Annotated in this window: 17 protein-coding genes; 9 read left to right on the top strand and 8 right to left on the bottom strand. The window is 71.5% G+C overall.

Going from position 1 to position 18076, the window contains the following annotated elements; translation table 11 throughout:
- Nucleotides 1-267 carry a hypothetical protein gene (locus tag MTR79_RS27355; RefSeq protein ID WP_122217211.1) on the bottom strand — a complete coding sequence of 89 codons (267 nt, stop codon included), beginning with the start codon at nt 265-267 and terminating at the stop codon, nt 1-3.
- Nucleotides 268-563: 296 nt separating this feature from the next.
- On the opposite strand from MTR79_RS27355, the gene MTR79_RS27350 reads away from it, so the two are divergent.
- The 4 genes from MTR79_RS27350 to MTR79_RS27335 all read left to right on the top strand — a co-directional run bounded on the left by MTR79_RS27350 (nt 564) and on the right by MTR79_RS27335 (nt 2682).
- Nucleotides 564-779, top strand: coding sequence for a hypothetical protein (locus MTR79_RS27350; protein ID WP_048457529.1), 216 nt, complete (start codon nt 564-566; stop codon nt 777-779).
- Nucleotides 780-800: 21 nt separating this feature from the next.
- Nucleotides 801-1550, top strand: a complete 750-nt coding sequence (gene recO, locus MTR79_RS27345) for a DNA repair protein RecO (RefSeq protein WP_086702896.1) — start codon at nt 801-803, stop codon at nt 1548-1550.
- A gap of 33 nt (nt 1551-1583) precedes the next feature.
- Nucleotides 1584-2417, top strand: coding sequence for an isoprenyl transferase (locus tag MTR79_RS27340; protein WP_048457530.1), 834 nt, complete (start codon nt 1584-1586; stop codon nt 2415-2417).
- 100 nt (nt 2418-2517) lie between these two features.
- On the top strand, nt 2518-2682 hold the full coding sequence (locus MTR79_RS27335) for a DUF1275 family protein (protein WP_244792171.1): 165 nt from the start codon (nt 2518-2520) through the stop codon (nt 2680-2682).
- A gap of 293 nt (nt 2683-2975) precedes the next feature.
- Here the strand turns inward: MTR79_RS27335 and MTR79_RS27330 are convergent, their stop codons facing one another.
- The 4 genes from MTR79_RS27330 to MTR79_RS27315 form a co-directional block, all read right to left on the bottom strand.
- Entirely contained in the window at nt 2976-3386 is a 411-nt protein-coding gene (locus MTR79_RS27330) for a Fur family transcriptional regulator (RefSeq protein WP_048457531.1), read from the bottom strand.
- 62 nt (nt 3387-3448) lie between these two features.
- Complete coding sequence (locus tag MTR79_RS27325) at nt 3449-4351, bottom strand: metal ABC transporter permease (RefSeq protein WP_086702901.1); 903 nt, start codon at nt 4349-4351, stop codon at nt 3449-3451.
- Complete coding sequence (locus MTR79_RS27320; RefSeq protein ID WP_048457533.1) at nt 4351-5121, bottom strand: metal ABC transporter ATP-binding protein; 771 nt, start codon at nt 5119-5121, stop codon at nt 4351-4353. The genes MTR79_RS27325 and MTR79_RS27320 overlap by 1 nt, the downstream gene beginning before the upstream one ends.
- Nucleotides 5122-5149: 28 nt before the next feature.
- Nucleotides 5150-6142 (bottom strand): metal ABC transporter substrate-binding protein, encoded by a 993-nt coding sequence (locus MTR79_RS27315; protein WP_086702902.1) that lies wholly within the window; start codon nt 6140-6142, stop codon nt 5150-5152.
- 174 nt (nt 6143-6316) lie between these two features.
- On the opposite strand from MTR79_RS27315, the gene MTR79_RS27310 reads away from it, so the two are divergent.
- The 3 genes from MTR79_RS27310 (at nt 6317) to MTR79_RS27300 (ending at nt 9474) form a co-directional block, all read left to right on the top strand.
- Nucleotides 6317-7699 carry a glycine--tRNA ligase gene (locus MTR79_RS27310; RefSeq protein WP_086702904.1) on the top strand — a complete coding sequence of 461 codons (1383 nt, stop codon included), beginning with the start codon at nt 6317-6319 and terminating at the stop codon, nt 7697-7699.
- A gap of 151 nt (nt 7700-7850) precedes the next feature.
- Nucleotides 7851-8861, top strand: coding sequence for an aldo/keto reductase (locus MTR79_RS27305; RefSeq protein ID WP_244792170.1), 1011 nt, complete (start codon nt 7851-7853; stop codon nt 8859-8861).
- Between the two features lie 25 nt (nt 8862-8886).
- Nucleotides 8887-9474 carry a TetR family transcriptional regulator gene (locus tag MTR79_RS27300; protein WP_189365934.1) on the top strand — a complete coding sequence of 196 codons (588 nt, stop codon included), beginning with the start codon at nt 8887-8889 and terminating at the stop codon, nt 9472-9474.
- A gap of 6 nt (nt 9475-9480) precedes the next feature.
- Here the strand turns inward: MTR79_RS27300 and MTR79_RS27295 are convergent, their stop codons facing one another.
- On the bottom strand, nt 9481-9687 hold the full coding sequence (locus MTR79_RS27295; RefSeq protein WP_048457538.1) for a hypothetical protein: 207 nt from the start codon (nt 9685-9687) through the stop codon (nt 9481-9483).
- 601 nt (nt 9688-10288) lie between these two features.
- Nucleotides 10289-11734, bottom strand: coding sequence for an MFS transporter (locus MTR79_RS27290; RefSeq protein ID WP_244792169.1), 1446 nt, complete (start codon nt 11732-11734; stop codon nt 10289-10291).
- A gap of 97 nt (nt 11735-11831) precedes the next feature.
- On the opposite strand from MTR79_RS27290, the gene dusB reads away from it, so the two are divergent.
- A complete protein-coding gene (dusB, locus tag MTR79_RS27285) occupies nt 11832-12986 on the top strand; it encodes a tRNA dihydrouridine synthase DusB (protein WP_244792168.1) in 1155 nt (384 codons plus the stop codon).
- Here the strand turns inward: dusB and MTR79_RS27280 are convergent, their stop codons facing one another.
- The gene (locus tag MTR79_RS27280; protein WP_244792167.1) at nt 12987-14729 is read right to left on the bottom strand and encodes a CDP-alcohol phosphatidyltransferase; all 1743 of its coding nucleotides are present in this window, start codon (nt 14727-14729) and stop codon (nt 12987-12989) included.
- A 493-nt stretch (nt 14730-15222) separates the two neighbouring features.
- On the opposite strand from MTR79_RS27280, the gene ppdK reads away from it, so the two are divergent.
- Nucleotides 15223-17970 (top strand): pyruvate, phosphate dikinase, encoded by a 2748-nt coding sequence (gene ppdK / locus MTR79_RS27275; protein ID WP_244792166.1) that lies wholly within the window; start codon nt 15223-15225, stop codon nt 17968-17970.
- Nucleotides 17971-18076 lie beyond the last annotated feature (106 nt).

The following is an 18076-nucleotide window of genomic DNA, read 5'->3' as shown; positions in this document are numbered from 1 at the left end:
CTACAGGGTGTGCCGGAGCCAGCGCTGGATGGTGCTGTTGATCCCGGCGGACAGGGCGCTCAGGTGCTCGATGGCCTCGCGGTCCTCGGGACGCGGCGGGATGCCGGCGGCGGTCAGGGCGGCGTGCAGGTCGAGGCGGCGCCGGTCGCGCGGGTCGATGGGGGAGCCGACGCGGGTGGCCGGGTCCGGCGGGGCCAGCAGGTAGTCGCTGCCCGGCTGCCCGGCGGCGGAAGGATTCGGGCCGTACTCGAAAGCGGTCGCGGTCATGTCGCTCTCCTCACCGAAGGAGTGTCGGTTCGCAGGGGAGGAGAGCGGGGCCGCGCTCCCCGGTTGCACCTCCGCGGAAACGTCACGCCTTCGGCGTCATCGGCATATCGTCCGTTTGCACAGGACCCGATGCGCAGAACCCGACGCACAGACACCCTGCGTCACGCGTGTGACGTGAAGCGTGACATGGGTGAGGGATGGGAATCACGGTCTCCGGACAACAGCCGGCGTGGCGCCGGAGAAGCGGAGGACGTGGTGAAGGAATCGCGGGAGGCGTCCGGCGCGGCGGTGGTGCGGTGAATCCGCCCGTCGGCGCGTACGTCGTGGACGCCCGCGCCGAGCGGCTGGGCATCGTCATGGGGCACGAGGGCCCCTACGTGCAGCTGCGGCCGTACGGCGGCGGACGGGAGTGGGACGCCGACCCCCGGGCCGTGCGGCACGCGACGGCCGAGGAACGGCTGGGCGCGGCCACCGCGTACGCCGACGCCAGGAGCCGCGGCGAGGTGCCGTGAACGTGCGCGACAATGGCTGCCATGAGTCTGTTCCGCGACGACGGCATCGTGCTGCGCACCCAGAAACTGGGTGAGGCGGACCGGATCATCACCCTGCTCACCCGCGGTCACGGACGGGTCCGTGCCGTGGCGAGGGGCGTGCGCCGGACCAAGTCGAAGTTCGGGGCGCGCCTGGAACCCTTCTCGCACGTGGACGTGCAGTTCTTCGCCAAGGGCAGCGAGCTCGTCGGACGCGGCCTGCCGCTGTGCACGCAGAGCGAGACGATCGCGCCCTACGGCGGCGGCATCGTCACCGACTACGGGCGCTACACCGCCGGCACGGCCATGCTGGAGACCGCCGAGCGGTTCACCGACCACGAGGGCGAGCCGGCCGTCCAGCAGTACCTGCTGCTCGTCGGCGGACTGCGCACCCTCGCCCGGGGCGAGCACGCCCCGCACCTGGTCCTCGACGCCTTCCTGCTGCGCTCTCTCGCGGTCAACGGCTACGCGCCCAGCTTCACGGACTGCGCGAAGTGCGGCATGCCGGGACCGAACCGGTTCTTCTCGGTCGCGTCGGGCGGAACCGTATGCGCCGACTGCCGCGTCCCCGGGAGCGTCGTACCCTCGCCGCAGGCCCTCGAACTCCTGGGCGCGCTGCTCACGGGAGACTGGGCCACGGCGGACGCGTGCGAGGCGCGGTACGTCCGGGAGGGAAGCGGGCTCGTGTCCGCCTACCTCCACTGGCATCTGGAGCGCGGGCTGCGCTCGCTCCGGTACGTCGAGAAGCAGTAAGAACCCCCGTCAGCACGAGGAGACGAGAGACACATGGCCGTACGCGGATTCCTGGGGCGGCAGCGCCGGGAGTACAGGACCCCGGAACCGCACCCCTCCGGCGCGCGGCCCCCGAAGCTCCCCGGGGAACTCGTCCCCAACCACGTGGCGATCGTCATGGACGGCAACGGGCGCTGGGCGAAGCAGCGGGGCCTGCCCCGCACCGAGGGGCACAAGGTCGGCGCCGAGCGGGTGCTGGACGTGCTCCAGGGCGGCATCGAGATGGGCGTGGGCGCCATCTCGCTGTACGCCTTCTCCACCGAGAACTGGAAGCGGTCGCCGGACGAGGTGCGCTTCCTGATGAACTTCAACCGGGACTTCATCCGCAAGACCCGGGACCAGCTCGACGAACTCGGCATCCGGGTCCGCTGGGTGGGCCGTATGCCCAAGCTGTGGAAGTCCGTCGCCAAGGAGCTCCAGATCGCCCAGGAGCAGACCAAGGACAACGACCGGCTCACCCTGTACTTCTGCATGAACTACGGCGGCCGCGCGGAGATCGCCGACGCCGCGCAGGCGCTGGCCGAGGACGTGAAGGCGGGCCGCCTGGACCCGTCGAAGGTCGACGAGAAGACGCTGCGGAAGTACCTGTACTACCCGGACATGCCGGACGTGGACCTGTTCCTGCGGCCGAGCGGTGAGCAGCGCACCTCCAACTACCTGCTGTGGCAGAGCGCCTACGCCGAGCTGGTCTTCCAGGACGTGCTGTGGCCGGACTTCGACCGGCGCGACCTGTGGCGGGCGTGCCTGGAGTTCGCCTCCCGTGACCGCCGGTTCGGCGGTGCCATCCCCAATGAGGAGCTGCTGGCCATGGAGGGCCGCCAGCCCTGACCCGGCCCGCGCGGGGCCGCCCTGCGCCGGGCGTGCTCCTCGGCCGCGTGTCGCACGGCTGCTGCCGGGCGGGCGCGGCCGCCCTGGCCAGGCCGGCCGTATGTCCGGCCTGCCCCCGTCCGAGGTGCGGCGCACCGCCGCCATGACCGTCCTCACGGTGATCGCGGGCGCGGTGGACGCGGTGAGCTTCCTGACCCTGGGCAAGGTGTTCTGCGCGCTGGTGACGGGCAACGCGCTGTTCCCGTCGTTCGCGCCGGCGGGCTAGGGGGACGTGCCGGTGGCGCGGGACCGCCGCGGCCGTCGCCGCGTTCCCGGCGGGCGCCGCGCCCGGCGCGCCGGCCCTCGCCGGGCTCGCCGCGCGGGGATGCCCCCCGGTGCGCGAAGCGACTCCCCACGGCACGCTTCCCGCCCACCTGCGGGCATGAATCGCGCGCCTCGGCGCGGACACCGAGCGCCGCCCTCAGTGCGCCGACCACCCGCCCTCGGCGTGGAAGCCGGCCGCTTCCCGAACGCGCCCCGCGCCCCCGGGCGCGGGGCCCCGCGTGGGACGTCCGCGGGCTACGCGGCCGCGCAGTCCGCGCAGGTGCCGAAGATCTCCACCGTGTGGGCCACGTTGACGTAGCCGTGCTCGGCGGCGATGGCCTCGGCCCACTTCTCCACGGCCGGGCCCTCGACCTCGACGGCCTTGCCGCAGTTGCGGCACACCAGGTGGTGGTGATGGTCGCCGGTGGAGCAGCGGCGGTACACGGACTCGCCGTCGGCGGTGCGCAGGACGTCGACCTCACCGGCGTCGGCGAGGGACTGCAGCGTGCGGTAGACCGTGGTGAGCCCGACCGAGTCGCCCTTGTGCTTGAGCATGTCGTGCAGTTCCTGCGCGCTGCGGAACTCGTCGACCTCCTGAAGGCACGCCGCCACGGCGGCACGCTGCCGTGTGGCGCGGCCCTTCACGGGCGGTCCTGCGGTCGTCACCGGAATGCCTCCTCACGTCTGGCTGCTGCCCGGGCCATTGTGCCAGTCCGGGCAGCGGCGAGTCAGGCGCCGACCTTGCCGTCCGCCGGACGACTGGCCGGAATCGAGCACTCCGCAGGGTCGGGCCCGGGCCGCGCGGTGGCCAGCGCCCGGGCGCGGCGCCGGGCCAGCGGGGCGGCCAGCGCGGTCAGCAGGATGAAGGCGCCGATGGTCAGCAGCACGATCGTCGCGCCGGGCGGCACGTCCTGGTAGTACGAGGTGACCGTGCCGCCGACGGCCACGCTGACGCCGATCGCGACGGCGACGGCGAACGTGGCGGCGAAGCTGCGGGTGAGCTGCTGGGCCGCCGCGACCGGCACCACCATCAGCGCGCTCACCAGCAGCAGGCCCACCACCCGCATCGCCACGGACACCGTGACCGCGGCCGTGACCGCGGTGAGCAGGTTCAGGAACCGCACCGGCAGACCCGTCACCCGCGCGAACTCCTCGTCCTGGCTGACCGCGAACAGCTGCCGCCGCAGGCCCACGGTGACCAGCACCACGAACGCGGCCAGCACGCAGATCGCGGTCACGTCGGACGGGGAGACCGTGGACAGCGAGCCGAACAGGAACGACGACAGGTTCGAGGTGGAGCCGCCGGGCGCGAGGTTGATGAACATGACGCCGCCGGCCATGCCGCCGTAGAAGAGCATCGCGAGGGCGATGTCGCCGCGGGTCCGGGCGTACCAGCGGACCAGTTCCATGAAGACGGCGCCGAGGACGGAGACCACGGCGGCCATCCACACCGGGGACCAGGACAGCAGGAAGCCGAGGCCCACGCCGGTCATCGCGACGTGGCCGATGCCGTCGCCCATGAGCGCCTGGCGGCGCTGGACGAGGTAGACGCCGACGGCGGGGGCGGTGACGCCGACCAGGACGGCGGCGAGGAGCGCCCGCTGCATGAAGGCGTAGTCGAGGATCTCCATCAGCTCAGCAGTCCCGTGCGGATCGGTCCGGCGTCCGCCGGTGCGTGCGGGTGTACGTGGTCGTGGCCGGGCAGGGCGTGCTGGCCGACCGCCTTGGGCGGCGGGCCGTCGTGCAGCACACAGCCGTCGCGGAGCACGACCGCCCGGTCGATCAGGGGCTCCAGCGGCCCGAGTTCGTGCAGGACGAGGAGGACCGTGGCGCCCCGGTCGACCTGCGTGCGCAGGGTCTCGGCGAGAACCTCCTGGCTGGCCAGGTCCACGCCCGCCATCGGCTCGTCCATGATCAGCAGGTCCGGTGCGGAGGCGAGCGCGCGGGCGATCAGCACCCGCTGGTGCTGGCCGCCGGACAGGGCGTCGACGGAGTCCTTGGCGCGGTCCGCCATGCCGACCAGCTCCAGTGACCGCCGGACGGCCTCCCGGTCGCCCTTGCGGAACAGACCGAAGCGGGTGCGGGCGAGCCGTCCCGAGGAGACGACCTCGGTGACCGTGGCGGGCACCCCGCCGGCGGCCGTGGTGCGCTGCGGCACGTAGCCCACCCGCGCCCAGTCGCGGAAGCGGCGCCGCTCGGCGCCGAACAGCTCGATCTCCCCGGCGGTGACCGGAACCTGACCGATCACGGTGCGGACGGCGGTGGACTTGCCGGAGCCGTTGGCGCCGAGCAGGGCGACGACCTCGCCGCGGCGCACGGTGAGGTCGATGCCGCGCAGCACGGGGCGCGAGCCCAGTTCGGCGCGCACCCCCCGCAGGGTGATGACGGGCTCGGTGGTCATGCCGTCCTCCGGTGTGGCGTCGTCAGGGTCACCGGGCGCCCAGCGCGGTGCGCAGGGCCGTGAGGTTCGCCTCCATGACCTGGAAGTAGTCCTCGCCGCGGGAGTGGTCGGTGATGCCCTCGACCGGGTCGAGCACGTCGGTCTTCAGACCGGTGTCGCCCGCGAGGGTCTTGGCGGTCTTGTCGCTGACCAGCGTCTCGTAGAAGACGGTGGTGACGCCGTCGTCCTTCGCGATCTTCTGGAGCTCCTTCACGCGCGCGCCGCTGGGCTCGGTGTCCGGGTCCAGACCGCTGATGGCCTCCTCGGTCAGCCCGTAGCGCTCGGCGAGGTAGCCGAAGGCGGCGTGGGTGGTGACGAAGACGTCCGATGTGCGGTTCGTGAGGCCGGTGCGGAACTTCTCGTCGAGCGCCTCGAGATCCTTGACCAGGGTCGCCGTGTTCTTCCGGTAGTCGGCGGCGTGGTCCGGGTCGGCCTTCTGGAAGGCCTTGCCGACGCCCTCGGCGACCTCGGCGTACTTCACCGGGTCGAGCCAGATGTGGGGGTCGCCGCCCTCGTGGTCGTGGTCGTGTCCGTGCTCGTCCTCGTGGGAGTGCTCGTCCTCGTGTCCGTCCCCGTGCTCCTCGCCGTGGCCGGCCTCGGTGCCGTGCTCCTCCAGCGCGGTCAGCTCGGCCGCGTCGATCTTCGTGGCGATGGGCGACTGGCCGATGGCCTCGTCGACGGAGGGCTGGAGGCCCTTGAGGTAGAGGGCCGCGTCCGCCTCCTCGAGCTGCGCGGTCTGCCGGGCGCTGATCTCCAGGTCGTGCGGCTCCTGGCCGGGCTGGGTGAGACTGGTGACGTGGACGTGCTCGCCGCCGATCCGCTCGGCGAGGAAGGCCATCGGGTAGAACGACGCGACGACGTCGAACGTGCCGGTGTCGCCCGCGGCGGCGCTGTCGGACGAGCAGGCGGTGAGGGTGCCGAACCCGAGGGCGGCGACCGCGGTGAGCGCGACCGCGGATATGTGGCGTCGTCGTACGTTCATGACAGTCATTTTCAGCTGATATGGAAACCGTTGTCAACAAGCCTTCCGTGCCGGGCCCGCGGAGGGCCGCCCGAGGGGACCGATTTGGTCGAGGGGCCGTCCCCGCCGGTAACCTGAGGCATTCGCTGGAAGCATCTCCGCTTCGTCGCCCGTCGTCGTAATGAAGAGAGCACCGTGGCCGCCGACAAGATCGACACCATCGTCAGCCTGAGCAAGCGCCGTGGCTTCGTATTCCCCAGTAGTGAGATCTACGGCGGCACGAAGGCCGCCTGGGACTACGGACCGCTGGGTGTCGAGCTCAAGGAGAACCTGAAGCGCCAGTGGTGGCGCTACATGGTGACGTCGCGCGAGGACGTGGTCGGTATCGACTCGTCCGTCATCCTGGCCCCCGAGGTGTGGGTCGCCTCCGGTCACGTCGCGACGTTCACCGACCCGCTCACCGAGTGCACCTCCTGCCACAAGCGGTTCCGCGCGGACCACCTGGAGGAGGCGTACGAGGAGAAGAAGGGCCGTGCCCCGGAGAACGGCCTCGCCGACCTGAGCTGCCCCAACTGCGGCAACAAGGGCACCTTCACCGAGCCCAAGCAGTTCTCGGGTCTGCTCTCCACCCACCTCGGCCCGACGCAGGACTCCGGCTCCATCGCCTACCTGCGCCCCGAGACCGCCCAGGGTATTTTCACCAACTTCGGCCAGGTGCAGACCACTTCGCGCCGCAAGCCGCCGTTCGGCATCGCCCAGATGGGCAAGTCCTTCCGCAACGAGATCACGCCCGGCAACTTCATCTTCCGGACCCGCGAGTTCGAGCAGATGGAGATGGAGTTCTTCGTCAAGCCGGGCGAGGACGAGCAGTGGCAGGAGTACTGGATGGAGCAGCGCTGGAACTGGTACACCGGTCTCGGCCTGCGCGAGGAGAACATGCGGTGGTACGAGCACCCGAAGGAGAAGCTCTCCCACTACTCCAAGCGCACCGCTGACATCGAGTACCGCTTCCAGTTCGGCGGCAGCGAGTGGGGCGAGCTCGAGGGTGTCGCCAACCGCACCGACTACGACCTGTCCGCGCACTCCAAGGCCTCCGGCCAGGACCTCTCCTACTTCGACCAGGAGGCCGGCGAGCGCTGGACGCCGTACGTCATCGAGCCGGCGGCCGGTGTCGGCCGGGCGATGCTCGCCTTCCTCCTCGACGCTTACGTCGAGGACGAGGCGCCCAACGCCAAGGGCAAGATGGAGAAGCGCACCGTGCTGCGGCTCGACCACCGCCTCGCGCCGGTGAAGGTCGCGGTGCTGCCGCTGTCCCGCAACCCGGAGCTGTCCCCGAAGGCCAAGGGTCTCGCCCAGGCGCTGCGGCAGAACTGGAACATCGAGTTCGACGACGCCGGCGCCATCGGCCGCCGCTACCGCCGCCAGGACGAGATCGGCACGCCGTTCTGCGTGACCGTCGACTTCGACACCCTGGACGACAACGCGGTGACCGTGCGCGAGCGCGACACCATGAAGCAGGAGCGGATCTCCCTCGACCAGATCGAGGGCTACTTGGCCGCTCGCCTGGTCGGCTGCTGACCCGTCTCTTCTGACCGGCACGAACGCCGGGTCCCGGAATCTCCGGGGCCCGGCGTTCCGCGTGTGCGGGCCGTGTACGGTCCGGAACCGAGTGACAGTTATGTGAATGACAGATATTGATATCTGTCATTCGTCATGGCAGGGTGGACGCATGACGACGCACACACGACCTCTCGGAAAGACCGGCCCCAGCGTGTCCGCCCTGGGGCTCGGCTGCATGGGCATGTCCGCGCTGTACGGCTCGGCGGACCGCGGCGAGGCGATCGCGACGATCCACGCCGCCCTGGACGCCGGCGTCACCCTGCTCGACACCGGCGACTTCTACGGCATGGGCCACAACGAGCTGCTGATCGGCGAGGCGCTGCGCACCGCCCCCGCCGGACTGCGCGAACAGGCCCTCACCAGCGTCAAGTTCGGCACCCTGCGTGACCCGGACGGCGGCTGGGGCCCGATCGACGGCCGCCCGGCCGCGGTGCGCAACTTCGCCGCGTACTCCCTCCAGCGCCTGGGCGTCGACCACATCGACGTCTACCGCATCTCCCGCGCCGACCCCGACGTGCCGATCGAGGAGACCGTCGGCGCCATCGCGGAACTCGTCGAGAAGGGACACGTACGGCACATCGGCCTCAGCGAGGTCGGCGCCGACGCGATCCGCCGGGCCGCCGCCACCGCGCCGATCACGGACCTCCAGATCGAGTACTCGCTGATCTCCCGCGCCGTGGAGGACCAGATCCTGCCCGCCACCCGTGAACTGGGCATCTCGATCACGGCGTACGGGGTGCTCTCGCGCGGGCTGATCTCCGGCCACTTCACCGCCGACCGGGAGCTGTCCGCGGACGACTTCCGCGCCCACTCGCCGCGCTTCCAGGGCGACAACCTCCGCCACAACCTGGGCCTCGTCGACGCGCTGCGCGAGATCGCCGCCCGCAAGGGCGTCACGGTCGCGCAGATCGCCATCGCCTGGGTGCTGTCGCGCGGCGAGGACATCGTGCCGCTGGTCGGGGCCCGCACCCGGGAACGGCTGACGGAGTCGCTGGGCGCGCTGGACGTGACGCTGGACGCGGACGACCTCGCGGCCGTCGAGCGGGCGGTGCCGCCCGGGGCCGCGGCGGGCGCACGCTACCCGGAGCAGCAGATGGCACACCTCGGCACCGAGGAGTGACCGTGGCGCCGGGTACGGTTCAGGCATGGCAGCGACCGAGACCCTGACCGCCGAGCGCATCCTGGAGGCGACGGAGGAGGTGCTGCGCCGGCACGGGCCCGCGAAGGCCACCGTGGTGGACGTGGCCCGCGCCCTCGGCGTCAGCCACGGCAGCGTCTACCGTCACTTCCGTACCAAGGCGGCGCTGCGGGAGGCGGTCACCAAACGGTGGCTGGACCGTACGTCCGAGGCGCTGGACGGGATAGCCGGCGACGGGTCCCGCGACCCGGAGACCCGGCTGCGGGACTGGCTCGCCGCGCTCTTCACCGCCAAGCGGCGCAAGGCGGGTGACGACCCGGAGCTGTTCGCCACCTACAGCGTGCTGGCCGGTGAGCAGGTGGGCGCGGTCGCCGAGCACATCGACGAGCTGACGGAGCAGTTGACGCGGATCGTCGCCGACGGGGTGGCTGCCGGGGCCTTCCACAGCGAGGACCCCGCGGTCAGCGCGCGTGCGGTGTTCCAGGCCACCGGGCGGTTCCACGATCCCGCGTACGCGGGGGAGTGGGACAGGGCCGAGGCGGACGCGGACTTCGCGGCGGCGGTGGATCTGCTGCTGCGGGGGTTGCGGGCCTGACCCCGGTCAGGCGGCAGTCGGGTCCACCGTCGCCTGGTGGGCCTGCTCCAGGTGCTCCTGCGCCTTCAGCCACGGCAGGAACTGCGCGGACCGGCGCCAGCCGCACGTGCCGCATCTGATCGTCCGCTGCACCCCGGTGCGGTGGACGTGCACGGTGTGCTCGCGTCCGTGCAGGTCCCAGCGGCTTACCTTGCTCGAGTCGATCTGGGGCATGGTGCCTCCGGCGGTCGGCGGACGGGTGTCGCCGAGTGTGCAGCAAAAGCAACATCAACAGGTGCGGGTCCGCGGAACCCGCGCACGGGGTGTCGCCCACGGCCCCAATCCAACGCCGACGGCGAAGGCGCCTTCCCAGGGGCGCGGGGAACTGCGCGACCGGCCACCGACCACCCGCACCCGGCGTTGGAGAGGGTGCCGCTGCGCCCACCCGTGCCGCCCCAGCGGCACGACTGCCCGCAGCGGTGGCGTGTCTGTCTGCCCGCAGCGGCGGGCCGCTTTCGGCGCTGTGGCGGCGGTGCCCTTCAGGGGCGCGGGGAACTGCGCGACCGGCCACCGACCACCCGCACCCGGCGCTGCAGAGGGTGCCGCTGCGCCCACCCGTGCCGCCCCAGCGGCACGACTGCCCGCAGCGGCGGCGTGTCTGTCTGCCCGCAGCGGCGGGCCGCTTTCGGCGCCGTGGCGGCGGTGCCCTTCAGGGGCGCGGGGAACTGCGCGACCGGCCACCGACCACCCGCACCCGGCGCTGCAGAGGGTGCCGGCGTGTGTGCGCCGTAGCGGGCAGGCGCTGCTCCTGCGGCGGCGGCCGGCTGGGGCGTCCTCAGGCCCCCACCTCCGTGCGGCGGGACGGCTGCTCCTCCTTCAAGCGGCGAGCCGCCCGCTCCGCCGTTGCCCGGGCCCACGGCCCCGTCGTGACGACGCCCAGCGTCAGAACCACCGCGCCGCACGCCGCCAGGATCCACCACCCGGGCCGGGACGCCGTCACGAACGTGTCGGCGTACGAGGACGCCCCCACCCCCGCCGCGAGCACCGCGCCCAGGACCGCCACGCCCAGCGTCTGGCCCAGCTGCCGGCTGGTGGACGCGACCGCCGAGGCGACCCCGGCCTGGGAGAGGGGCATGCCCGAGACCGCCGTGTTGGTGATCGGCGCATTCACGAATCCGAAGCCGACGCCGAAGAGGACATAGCCCGTCAGCAGCGTCGCGTTCGACGTCTCCGCCTCGAAGAGGGCGAACAGCAGCCCGCTCACCGTCATCGCGCCGCCCGCGACCAGCAGTGGCAGCCTCGGGCCCCGGCTGCCGACGAGGCGGCCGGACAGCGGGGCGCACAGGAACGTCGGCACCGCCATCGGCAGCATCCACAGCCCCGCCTCCATCGCGCTCAGCCCGCGCACGTTCTGCAGGTACAGCGTCGACAGGAACAGGAACCCGCCCAGCGCCGCGAACGCGCTCACCGCGATCACCGTCGCCCCGCTGAACGGCGCCGAGCGGAAGAAGCGCAGGTCGATCAACGGCTCCGGGCGGCGCGGTTCGTAACGGAGGAGCGCCAGGAGGGCGATCACGGCGACCGCCGCGAAGGGGGCCGTGGACAGCCAGGAACCGTGCGGGGCCTCGATGATCGCGTAGGTGAGGGAGCCGAACAGGGCGATGACCAGGACCTGGCCGGCCGGGTCCGGGCGGCGGGCCCGAGGCGCGCGCGACTCCGGCACGAAGCGCCAGGTCAGCAGCAGCGCGGCGAGGCCCACCGGCAGGTTGACCCAGAAGATGGAGCGCCAGCCGACCGAGTCCACCAGCAGCCCGCCGACCAGCGGCCCGGCGGCCATGGACAGACCGACCACCGCGCCCCACACCCCGATCGCGCGGGCCCGCTCGCGCGGGTCGGTGAAGGTGTTGGTGATGATCGACATGGCGACCGGGTTGAGCATCGACCCGCCCACCGCCTGCACCATGCGGAACACCACGAGCCAGCTCAGGTCCGGGGCGAGCGAGCACAGCAGCGAGCCCAGGGTGAAGACCACCAGGCCGGACATGAAGACCCGCCGGCGGCCGATCCGGTCGGCGGTCGAGCCGGCCAGCATCAGCAGCGAGGCCAGCACCAGCGTGTACGCGTCGATGGTCCACTGCAGTCCCGAGGTGCTCGCGTCGAGCTCCCGCTGGAGGGACGGCAGGGCGACGTTCAGGACCGTGTTGTCCAGGCTCACGATCAGCAGGCTCATGCAGCAGATCGCGAGCACCAGCATGCGGCGGCCATGGCTGAGCTCGGGCATGCGCGCCATCGTACGCCGATGTCGATAGTGCGTCTAACTAATGACCAATACACGATCTCTGTGCGGGGCGCCCTCCGGAATGCTGGACAATGGGGGAATGCCCACTGCCTCGCCGACCGTGAACACGGCCCTGTCCATCGGCCCGCACGCCGTGCAGCCACCCGTCGTACTCGCCCCCATGGCCGGGATCACCAACGCGCCCTTCCGCACCCTGTGCCGGGAGTTCAGCGGCGGCAAGGGCCTGTTCGTCAGCGAGATGATCACCACCCGGGCACTGGTCGAGCGCAACGAGAAGACCATGCAGCTCATCCGGTTCGACGCCTCCGAGCAGCCGCGCTCCATCCAGCTCTACGGCGTCGACCCGGCGACCGTCGGCAAGGCCGTCCGCATGATCGCGGAGGAGGACCTCGCCGACCACATCGACCTCAACTTCGGCTGCCCGGTGCCCAAGGTGACCCGCAAGGGCGGCGGCTCCGCGCTGCCCTTCAAGCGGAACCTGCTGCGCGCCATCCTGCGCGAGGCCGTCGCCGGCGCCGGCGGCCTGCCGGTCACCATGAAGATGCGCAAGGGCATCGACGACGACCACATCACCTACCTCGACGCCGGCCGGATCGCCGTCGAGGAGGGCGTCACCGCGATCGCGCTGCACGGCCGCACCGCCGCCCAGCACTACGGCGGCACCGCCGACTGGGAGGCGATCGCCCGCCTCAAGGAGCACGTCCCCGAGATTCCGGTCCTCGGCAACGGCGACATCTGGTCCGCCGACGACGCCCTGCGCATGGTCCGCGAGACCGGCTGCGACGGCGTGGTCGTGGGCCGCGGCTGCCTCGGCCGGCCATGGCTCTTCGCCGACCTGGTCGCCGCCTTCGAGGGCCGCCCCGACGGCTACGTCCGGCCCACCCTGCGCGAGGTGGCCGACGTGATGGTGCGGCACGCCGCTCTGCTCGGCGAGTGGATCGGCGACACGTCGCGCGGCGTGATCGACTTCCGCAAGCACGTCGCCTGGTACCTGAAGGGCTTCGCGGTCGGCTCCGAGATGCGTCGCCGCCTCGCGGTCACCTCCACCCTGGAGGAGCTGCGGGCCGGGCTCGACGAGCTGGACCTGGACCAGCCCTGGCCGTCCGGCGCCGACGGCCCTCGCGGCCGTACGTCCGGCAACAACCGCGTGGTGCTGCCGGACGGCTGGCTGAAGGACCCCTACGACTGCGCGGGCGTCGACGAGGACGCCGAGCTGGACACCTCCGGCGGCTGATCAGCGCTTCGTCGGCCGCGGCACGGACCCGTAGGCGGTCAGGAAGCGGTCGCGGAAGGCGTCCATCTTCCACACGGGCGCGTCGTCGGCGGGCCGGAGGCCGGGCGTCCACCGCCAGCCGTCGATCTTCTTCAGCACCTCCGGGTCCTTGGCGACGACCGTCACCGGCACGTCCCGGTTCTTGGTGTGCCCGGTGACCCGGGCGACCGGCTGGTGGTCGCCGAGGAAGACCAGCACGGTGTCGTCGGTGCCGTAGCGCTCCAGCCACTCGGTGAGGGCGGTCACCGAGTACGAGACGGACTTGCCGTACTCCTTGCGGGACTCGGTGGAGTCGGCCATCACCTCGGACGCGTCCCGGCCCTCCTCCTCGATCGCGTCGAAGATCGAGCCGTCGCCCAGGTCCTCCCAGTCGACCATCTCCGGGACCGGCGCCCACGGCTGGTGGCTGGAGGTGAGGATGACCTCCGACATCAGCGGCCGGCTCCGCTTCCTCCCGTGCTCCAGACGCTCGAACGCCTCCAGGGCGTACTGGTCCGGCATCGTGGACCAGCTGAACTTCGGGCCCTCGTAGCCCATCTCGAAGGCGTCGTAGACCTTGTCCAGGCCGTACCACTCCGCCTCCGGCCAGGTCTTCTGCACGCCCGGCATGATGCCGACGGTGTCCCAGGCGCCGGACTTCCGGAAGGCGGCGGTGAGGGTCAGCCGGTCGCTGTGGGTGGCGGTGCGATACCGCTGCTGGTTGTCGATCCACAGCCCGGACAGCGTCGTGGAGTGCCCGAGCCAGCTGCTCCCGCCGTACGTCGACGAGGTCAGCCAGCCGCTGCGCGCCCGGTAGCCGGCCGCGGCGAGCGCGGCGCCCCGGGTGTCGAGGGTGCGGGTGACGCCTGGCTCGATCAGCGGGTCCTCCAACGCCACCCGGCCGTAGCTCTCGATGAACGCGATGACGACGTCCTTGCCGCGCAGGTCCGGCAGGAGCTGTCCCGGCGGGGTGGCGCCGAAGGTGTCGGTCCGGGCCTCCTTGGCGAAGGCCGCCTCGTCGCGCAGGGTGTCCACCACCCGCTGGGTCTGCCCGCGCAGGGTGTCCGCCGCGCGGTCGGAGGCGACCGGCAGCCCCGAGATCTGCAGGCCCAGCGAGGCGCAGGTGATCCACACGGTGCCCGCGACCATGGCGCCCTGGCCGGCGCGGGCGCGGTGCCGGGCGATCACGTTGCCCAGCCGCACCGTGGCCAGCGCCATGACGACCACCACGAGCAGGGCGAGCAGTACCGCGCCGACGGCCGCGGCGTTGGCGACGAAACCGCCCATGGAGTCCCGCATGTAGGACAGGGCGTCGTCCAGCAGGCCCCAGTCGAGGACCAGGTTGAAGCCGCGGCCCAGGTACTCGCTGAAGCCGATGTCCAGCAGGTTGAGCACGGTGAGCACGCCGAGGCCCGTCCCGTAGAGCGCGGCGAAGACGACGCGCGGCCGGCGCGGCAGGGCCAGCAGCAGCACCGCACCCACGATCGCCTCGGCGGGGATGCGGGTGAAGCGGTCGGGGCGCAGGCCCGGCGCGGTGTTCGGCATGAGCAGGGCGCTGAGCACCAGCACGGCGGCGAGGACGTGCCCCGCGATCCGCAGCGCGCGGTGGGCGGAGGGGTGTGCGTCGCGAGCGGCCCGCAGGCGCACGAGGACACGTGCGTCCCGCGGGCGCAGGGGGACACGGAGGGCGCGCAGGCGCGTGAGGACGCGAGTGAAGACGGGCAACCCGGAGGTTCCTTCCGTACCGAAACCGGTGAGGCGGGAGGCGGATCCGGCGTGGGGGTCCGGATCCGCCTCCCGTCCGTACGGGCGGCCGGGCCGGAGCGTTCATCCCGCCGGTCCGCATGGTGGAAACGGACGCTGTGTGGGAGCGTGATTCTCGCCACCCCTGATAGGGGATGTGCTCAGATGAGCGGATCATGGGAGGCTGCACTTCTCAAAGGTTGGCACTCAGTGCCACTCGATGATCGTTCACCGGGCGAAATCAAACGTGGTTCAGGATGCTCACATGAGCGTCCCGGTCGGTTCCGGGAGGCGCTCCGCGTTCAAGAAGTGAAAACACCGAGCGTCAACGGCTTGCCAAGCTTTGACTTTCGATCCGCTGGCGCTCGGACGGTGACAGGCGCACGACCCACAAGTGGACGTACCCAGACGCCTTTGATCTGGGTACATTCCTCGCCGTCAGGGCAGCCACCGCGTCCTCGAGGAGTCGAGACCCGTGTCGGAAAACAAAGATCCCCACGTAGCTCAGTCGGGCACGAGCGTTGAGAGCGTGAAGTTCGTCTACGACTTCACCGAGGGCAACAAGGACCTCAAGGACCTTCTCGGCGGCAAGGGGGCCAACCTCGCCGAGATGACCAACCTCGGTCTCCCCGTGCCACCCGGCTTCACCATCACCACGGAGGCCTGCAAGGTCTACCTGGACAGCGGCGAGGAGCCGGCGGCGCTGCGTGACGAGGTGAGTGCGCACCTCGAGGCGCTCGAACAGCGGATGGGCAAGAAGCTCGGCCAGGCCGACGACCCCCTCCTCGTGTCGGTCCGCTCCGGCGCCAAGTTCTCCATGCCCGGCATGATGGACACCGTCCTCAACATCGGCCTGTCCGACAAGTCCGTGCAGGGCCTGGCCAAGCAGGCCGGCGACGACCGGTTCGCGTGGGACTCCTACCGGCGCCTCATCCAGATGTTCGGCAAGACCGTCCTCGGTGTGGACGGCGAGCTGTTCGAGGACGCGCTCGAGGCGGCCAAGGCGGCCAAGAAGGTCACGGTCGACACCGAGCTGGAGGCCGCCGACCTCAAGAAGCTCGTCACCAAGTTCAAGAAGATCGTCAAGACCGAGTGCGGCCGGGACTTCCCGCAGGACCCGCGCGAGCAGATGGACCTCGCCATCAAGGCGGTCTTCGACTCCTGGAACGGCGACCGGGCCAAGCTCTACCGCCGCCAGGAACGCATCCCGCACGACCTGGGCACCGCCGTCAACGTCTGCTCCATGGTCTTCGGCAACCTCGGCCCCGACTCCGGCACGGGCGTCGCCTTCACCCGCGACCCCGCCTCGGGGCACCAGGGCGTCTACGGCGACTACCTGCAGAACGCGCAGGGCGAGGACGTCGTCGCGGGCATCCGCAACACGGTCCCGCTCGCGGAGCTGGAGCAGATCGACAAGAAGTCGTACGACCAGCTCATGCAGATCATGGAGACCCTGGAGAACCACTACAAGGATCTCTGCGACATCGAGTTCACCATCGAGCGCGGTGTGCTGTGGATGCTCCAGACCCGCGTGGGCAAGCGCACCGCGGGCGCGGCCTTCCGGATCGCGACGCAGCTGGTGGACCAGGGCCTGATCGACGAGGCCGAGGCGCTCACCCGCGTCAACGGCGCCCAGCTCGCCCAGCTGATGTTCCCGCGCTTCGACGAGAGCGCCAGGGTCGAGCAGGTCGGACGCGGCATCGCCGCCTCCCCGGGCGCCGCGGTCGGCAAGGCGGTCTTCGACTCCTACACCGCGGTGAAGTGGTCCCGCTCCGGCGAGAAGGTCATCCTCGTCCGCCGCGAGACCAACCCCGACGACCTGGACGGCATGATCGCCGCCGAGGGCATCCTCACCTCGCGCGGCGGCAAGACCTCCCACGCGGCCGTCGTCGCCCGCGGCATGGGCAAGACCTGTGTCTGCGGCGCCGAGGAGCTGGAGGTCGACACCAAGCGCCGCCGGATGACCGTGCCCGGCGGGCACGTCGTCGAGGAGGGCGACCTCATCTCCATCGACGGCTCCTCCGGCAAGGTGTACCTGGGCGAGGTCCCGGTCGTGCCGTCGCCTGTCGTGGAGTACTTCGAGGGCCGGATGCACCCGGGCGCCGACGACGCCGACGAGCTGGTCGAGGCCGTGCACCGGATGATGGCCTTCGCCGACCGCAAGCGCCGGCTGCGGGTGCGGGCCAACGCCGACAACGCCGAGGACGCGCTGCGCGCCCGCCGGTTCGGCGCCCAGGGCATCGGCCTGTGCCGCACCGAGCACATGTTCCTCGGCGACCGGCGCGAGCTGGTGGAGCGGCTGATCCTGGCCGACACGGAGGAGGAGCGCGAGGAGTCGCTGAAGGCGCTGCTTCCGCTCCAGAAGAAGGACTTCGTCGAGCTGTTCGAGGCGATGGACGGCCTGCCCGTCACCATCCGGCTGCTCGACCCGCCGCTGCACGAGTTCCTGCCCGACATCACCGAGCTGTCGGTCCGCGTCGCCCTCGCCGAGTCCCGGCAGGAGCCGCACGAGAACGAGCTGCGGCTGCTCCAGGCCGTGCACCGGCTGCACGAGCAGAACCCGATGCTGGGCCTGCGCGGCGTCCGCCTCGGCCTCGTCATCCCGGGCCTGTTCACCATGCAGGTGCGGGCCATCGCGGAGGCGGCGGCCGAGCGCAAGGCAGCCAAGGGCGACCCGCGTGCGGAGATCATGATCCCGCTGGTCGGCACCGTGCAGGAGCTGGAGATCGTCCGCGAGGAGGCCGACAAGGTCATCGCGGAGGTCGAGGAGACCACCGGGACCCGGCTCAAGCTCGCCATCGGCACGATGATCGAGCTGCCGCGCGCCGCGCTGACCGCCGGTCAGATCGCCGAGGCCGCCGAGTTCTTCTCCTTCGGCACCAACGACCTCACGCAGACGGTGTGGGGCTTCTCCCGGGACGACGTGGAGGCCAGCTTCTTCACCGCCTACCTGGAGAAGGGCATCTTCGGGGTGTCGCCGTTCGAGACGATCGACAAGGACGGCGTCGGCTCCCTGGTGAAACTCGCCGCGAAGGCCGGCCGGGAGACCCGCCCGGACCTGAAGCTCGGCGTCTGCGGCGAGCACGGCGGCGACCCGGAGTCGGTCCACTTCTTCCACGAGGTCGGCCTGGACTACGTCTCCTGCTCCCCGTTCCGCATCCCGGTGGCCCGTCTGGAGGCCGGCCGCGCGGCCGTCACCTCGGCGGGCAGCGACCACCGCTGAGCCCTCCGGGGGGCGCATGACCCCGGGGCCGTCGTCTGTCACCCGACCACCCTCACCGATCGGCGACGGCTCCGGATCACGAAGGAGGGGCGGCACCCGTGCGGGG

It is taken from the genome of Streptomyces sp. BJ20 (genome assembly GCF_022869105.1).
GTDB classification, from domain to species: domain Bacteria; phylum Actinomycetota; class Actinomycetes; order Streptomycetales; family Streptomycetaceae; genus Streptomyces; species Streptomyces griseoincarnatus.
The sequence above is the reverse complement of the archived record's forward strand: the minus strand, read 5'-3'. Positions and strand labels throughout refer to the sequence as shown.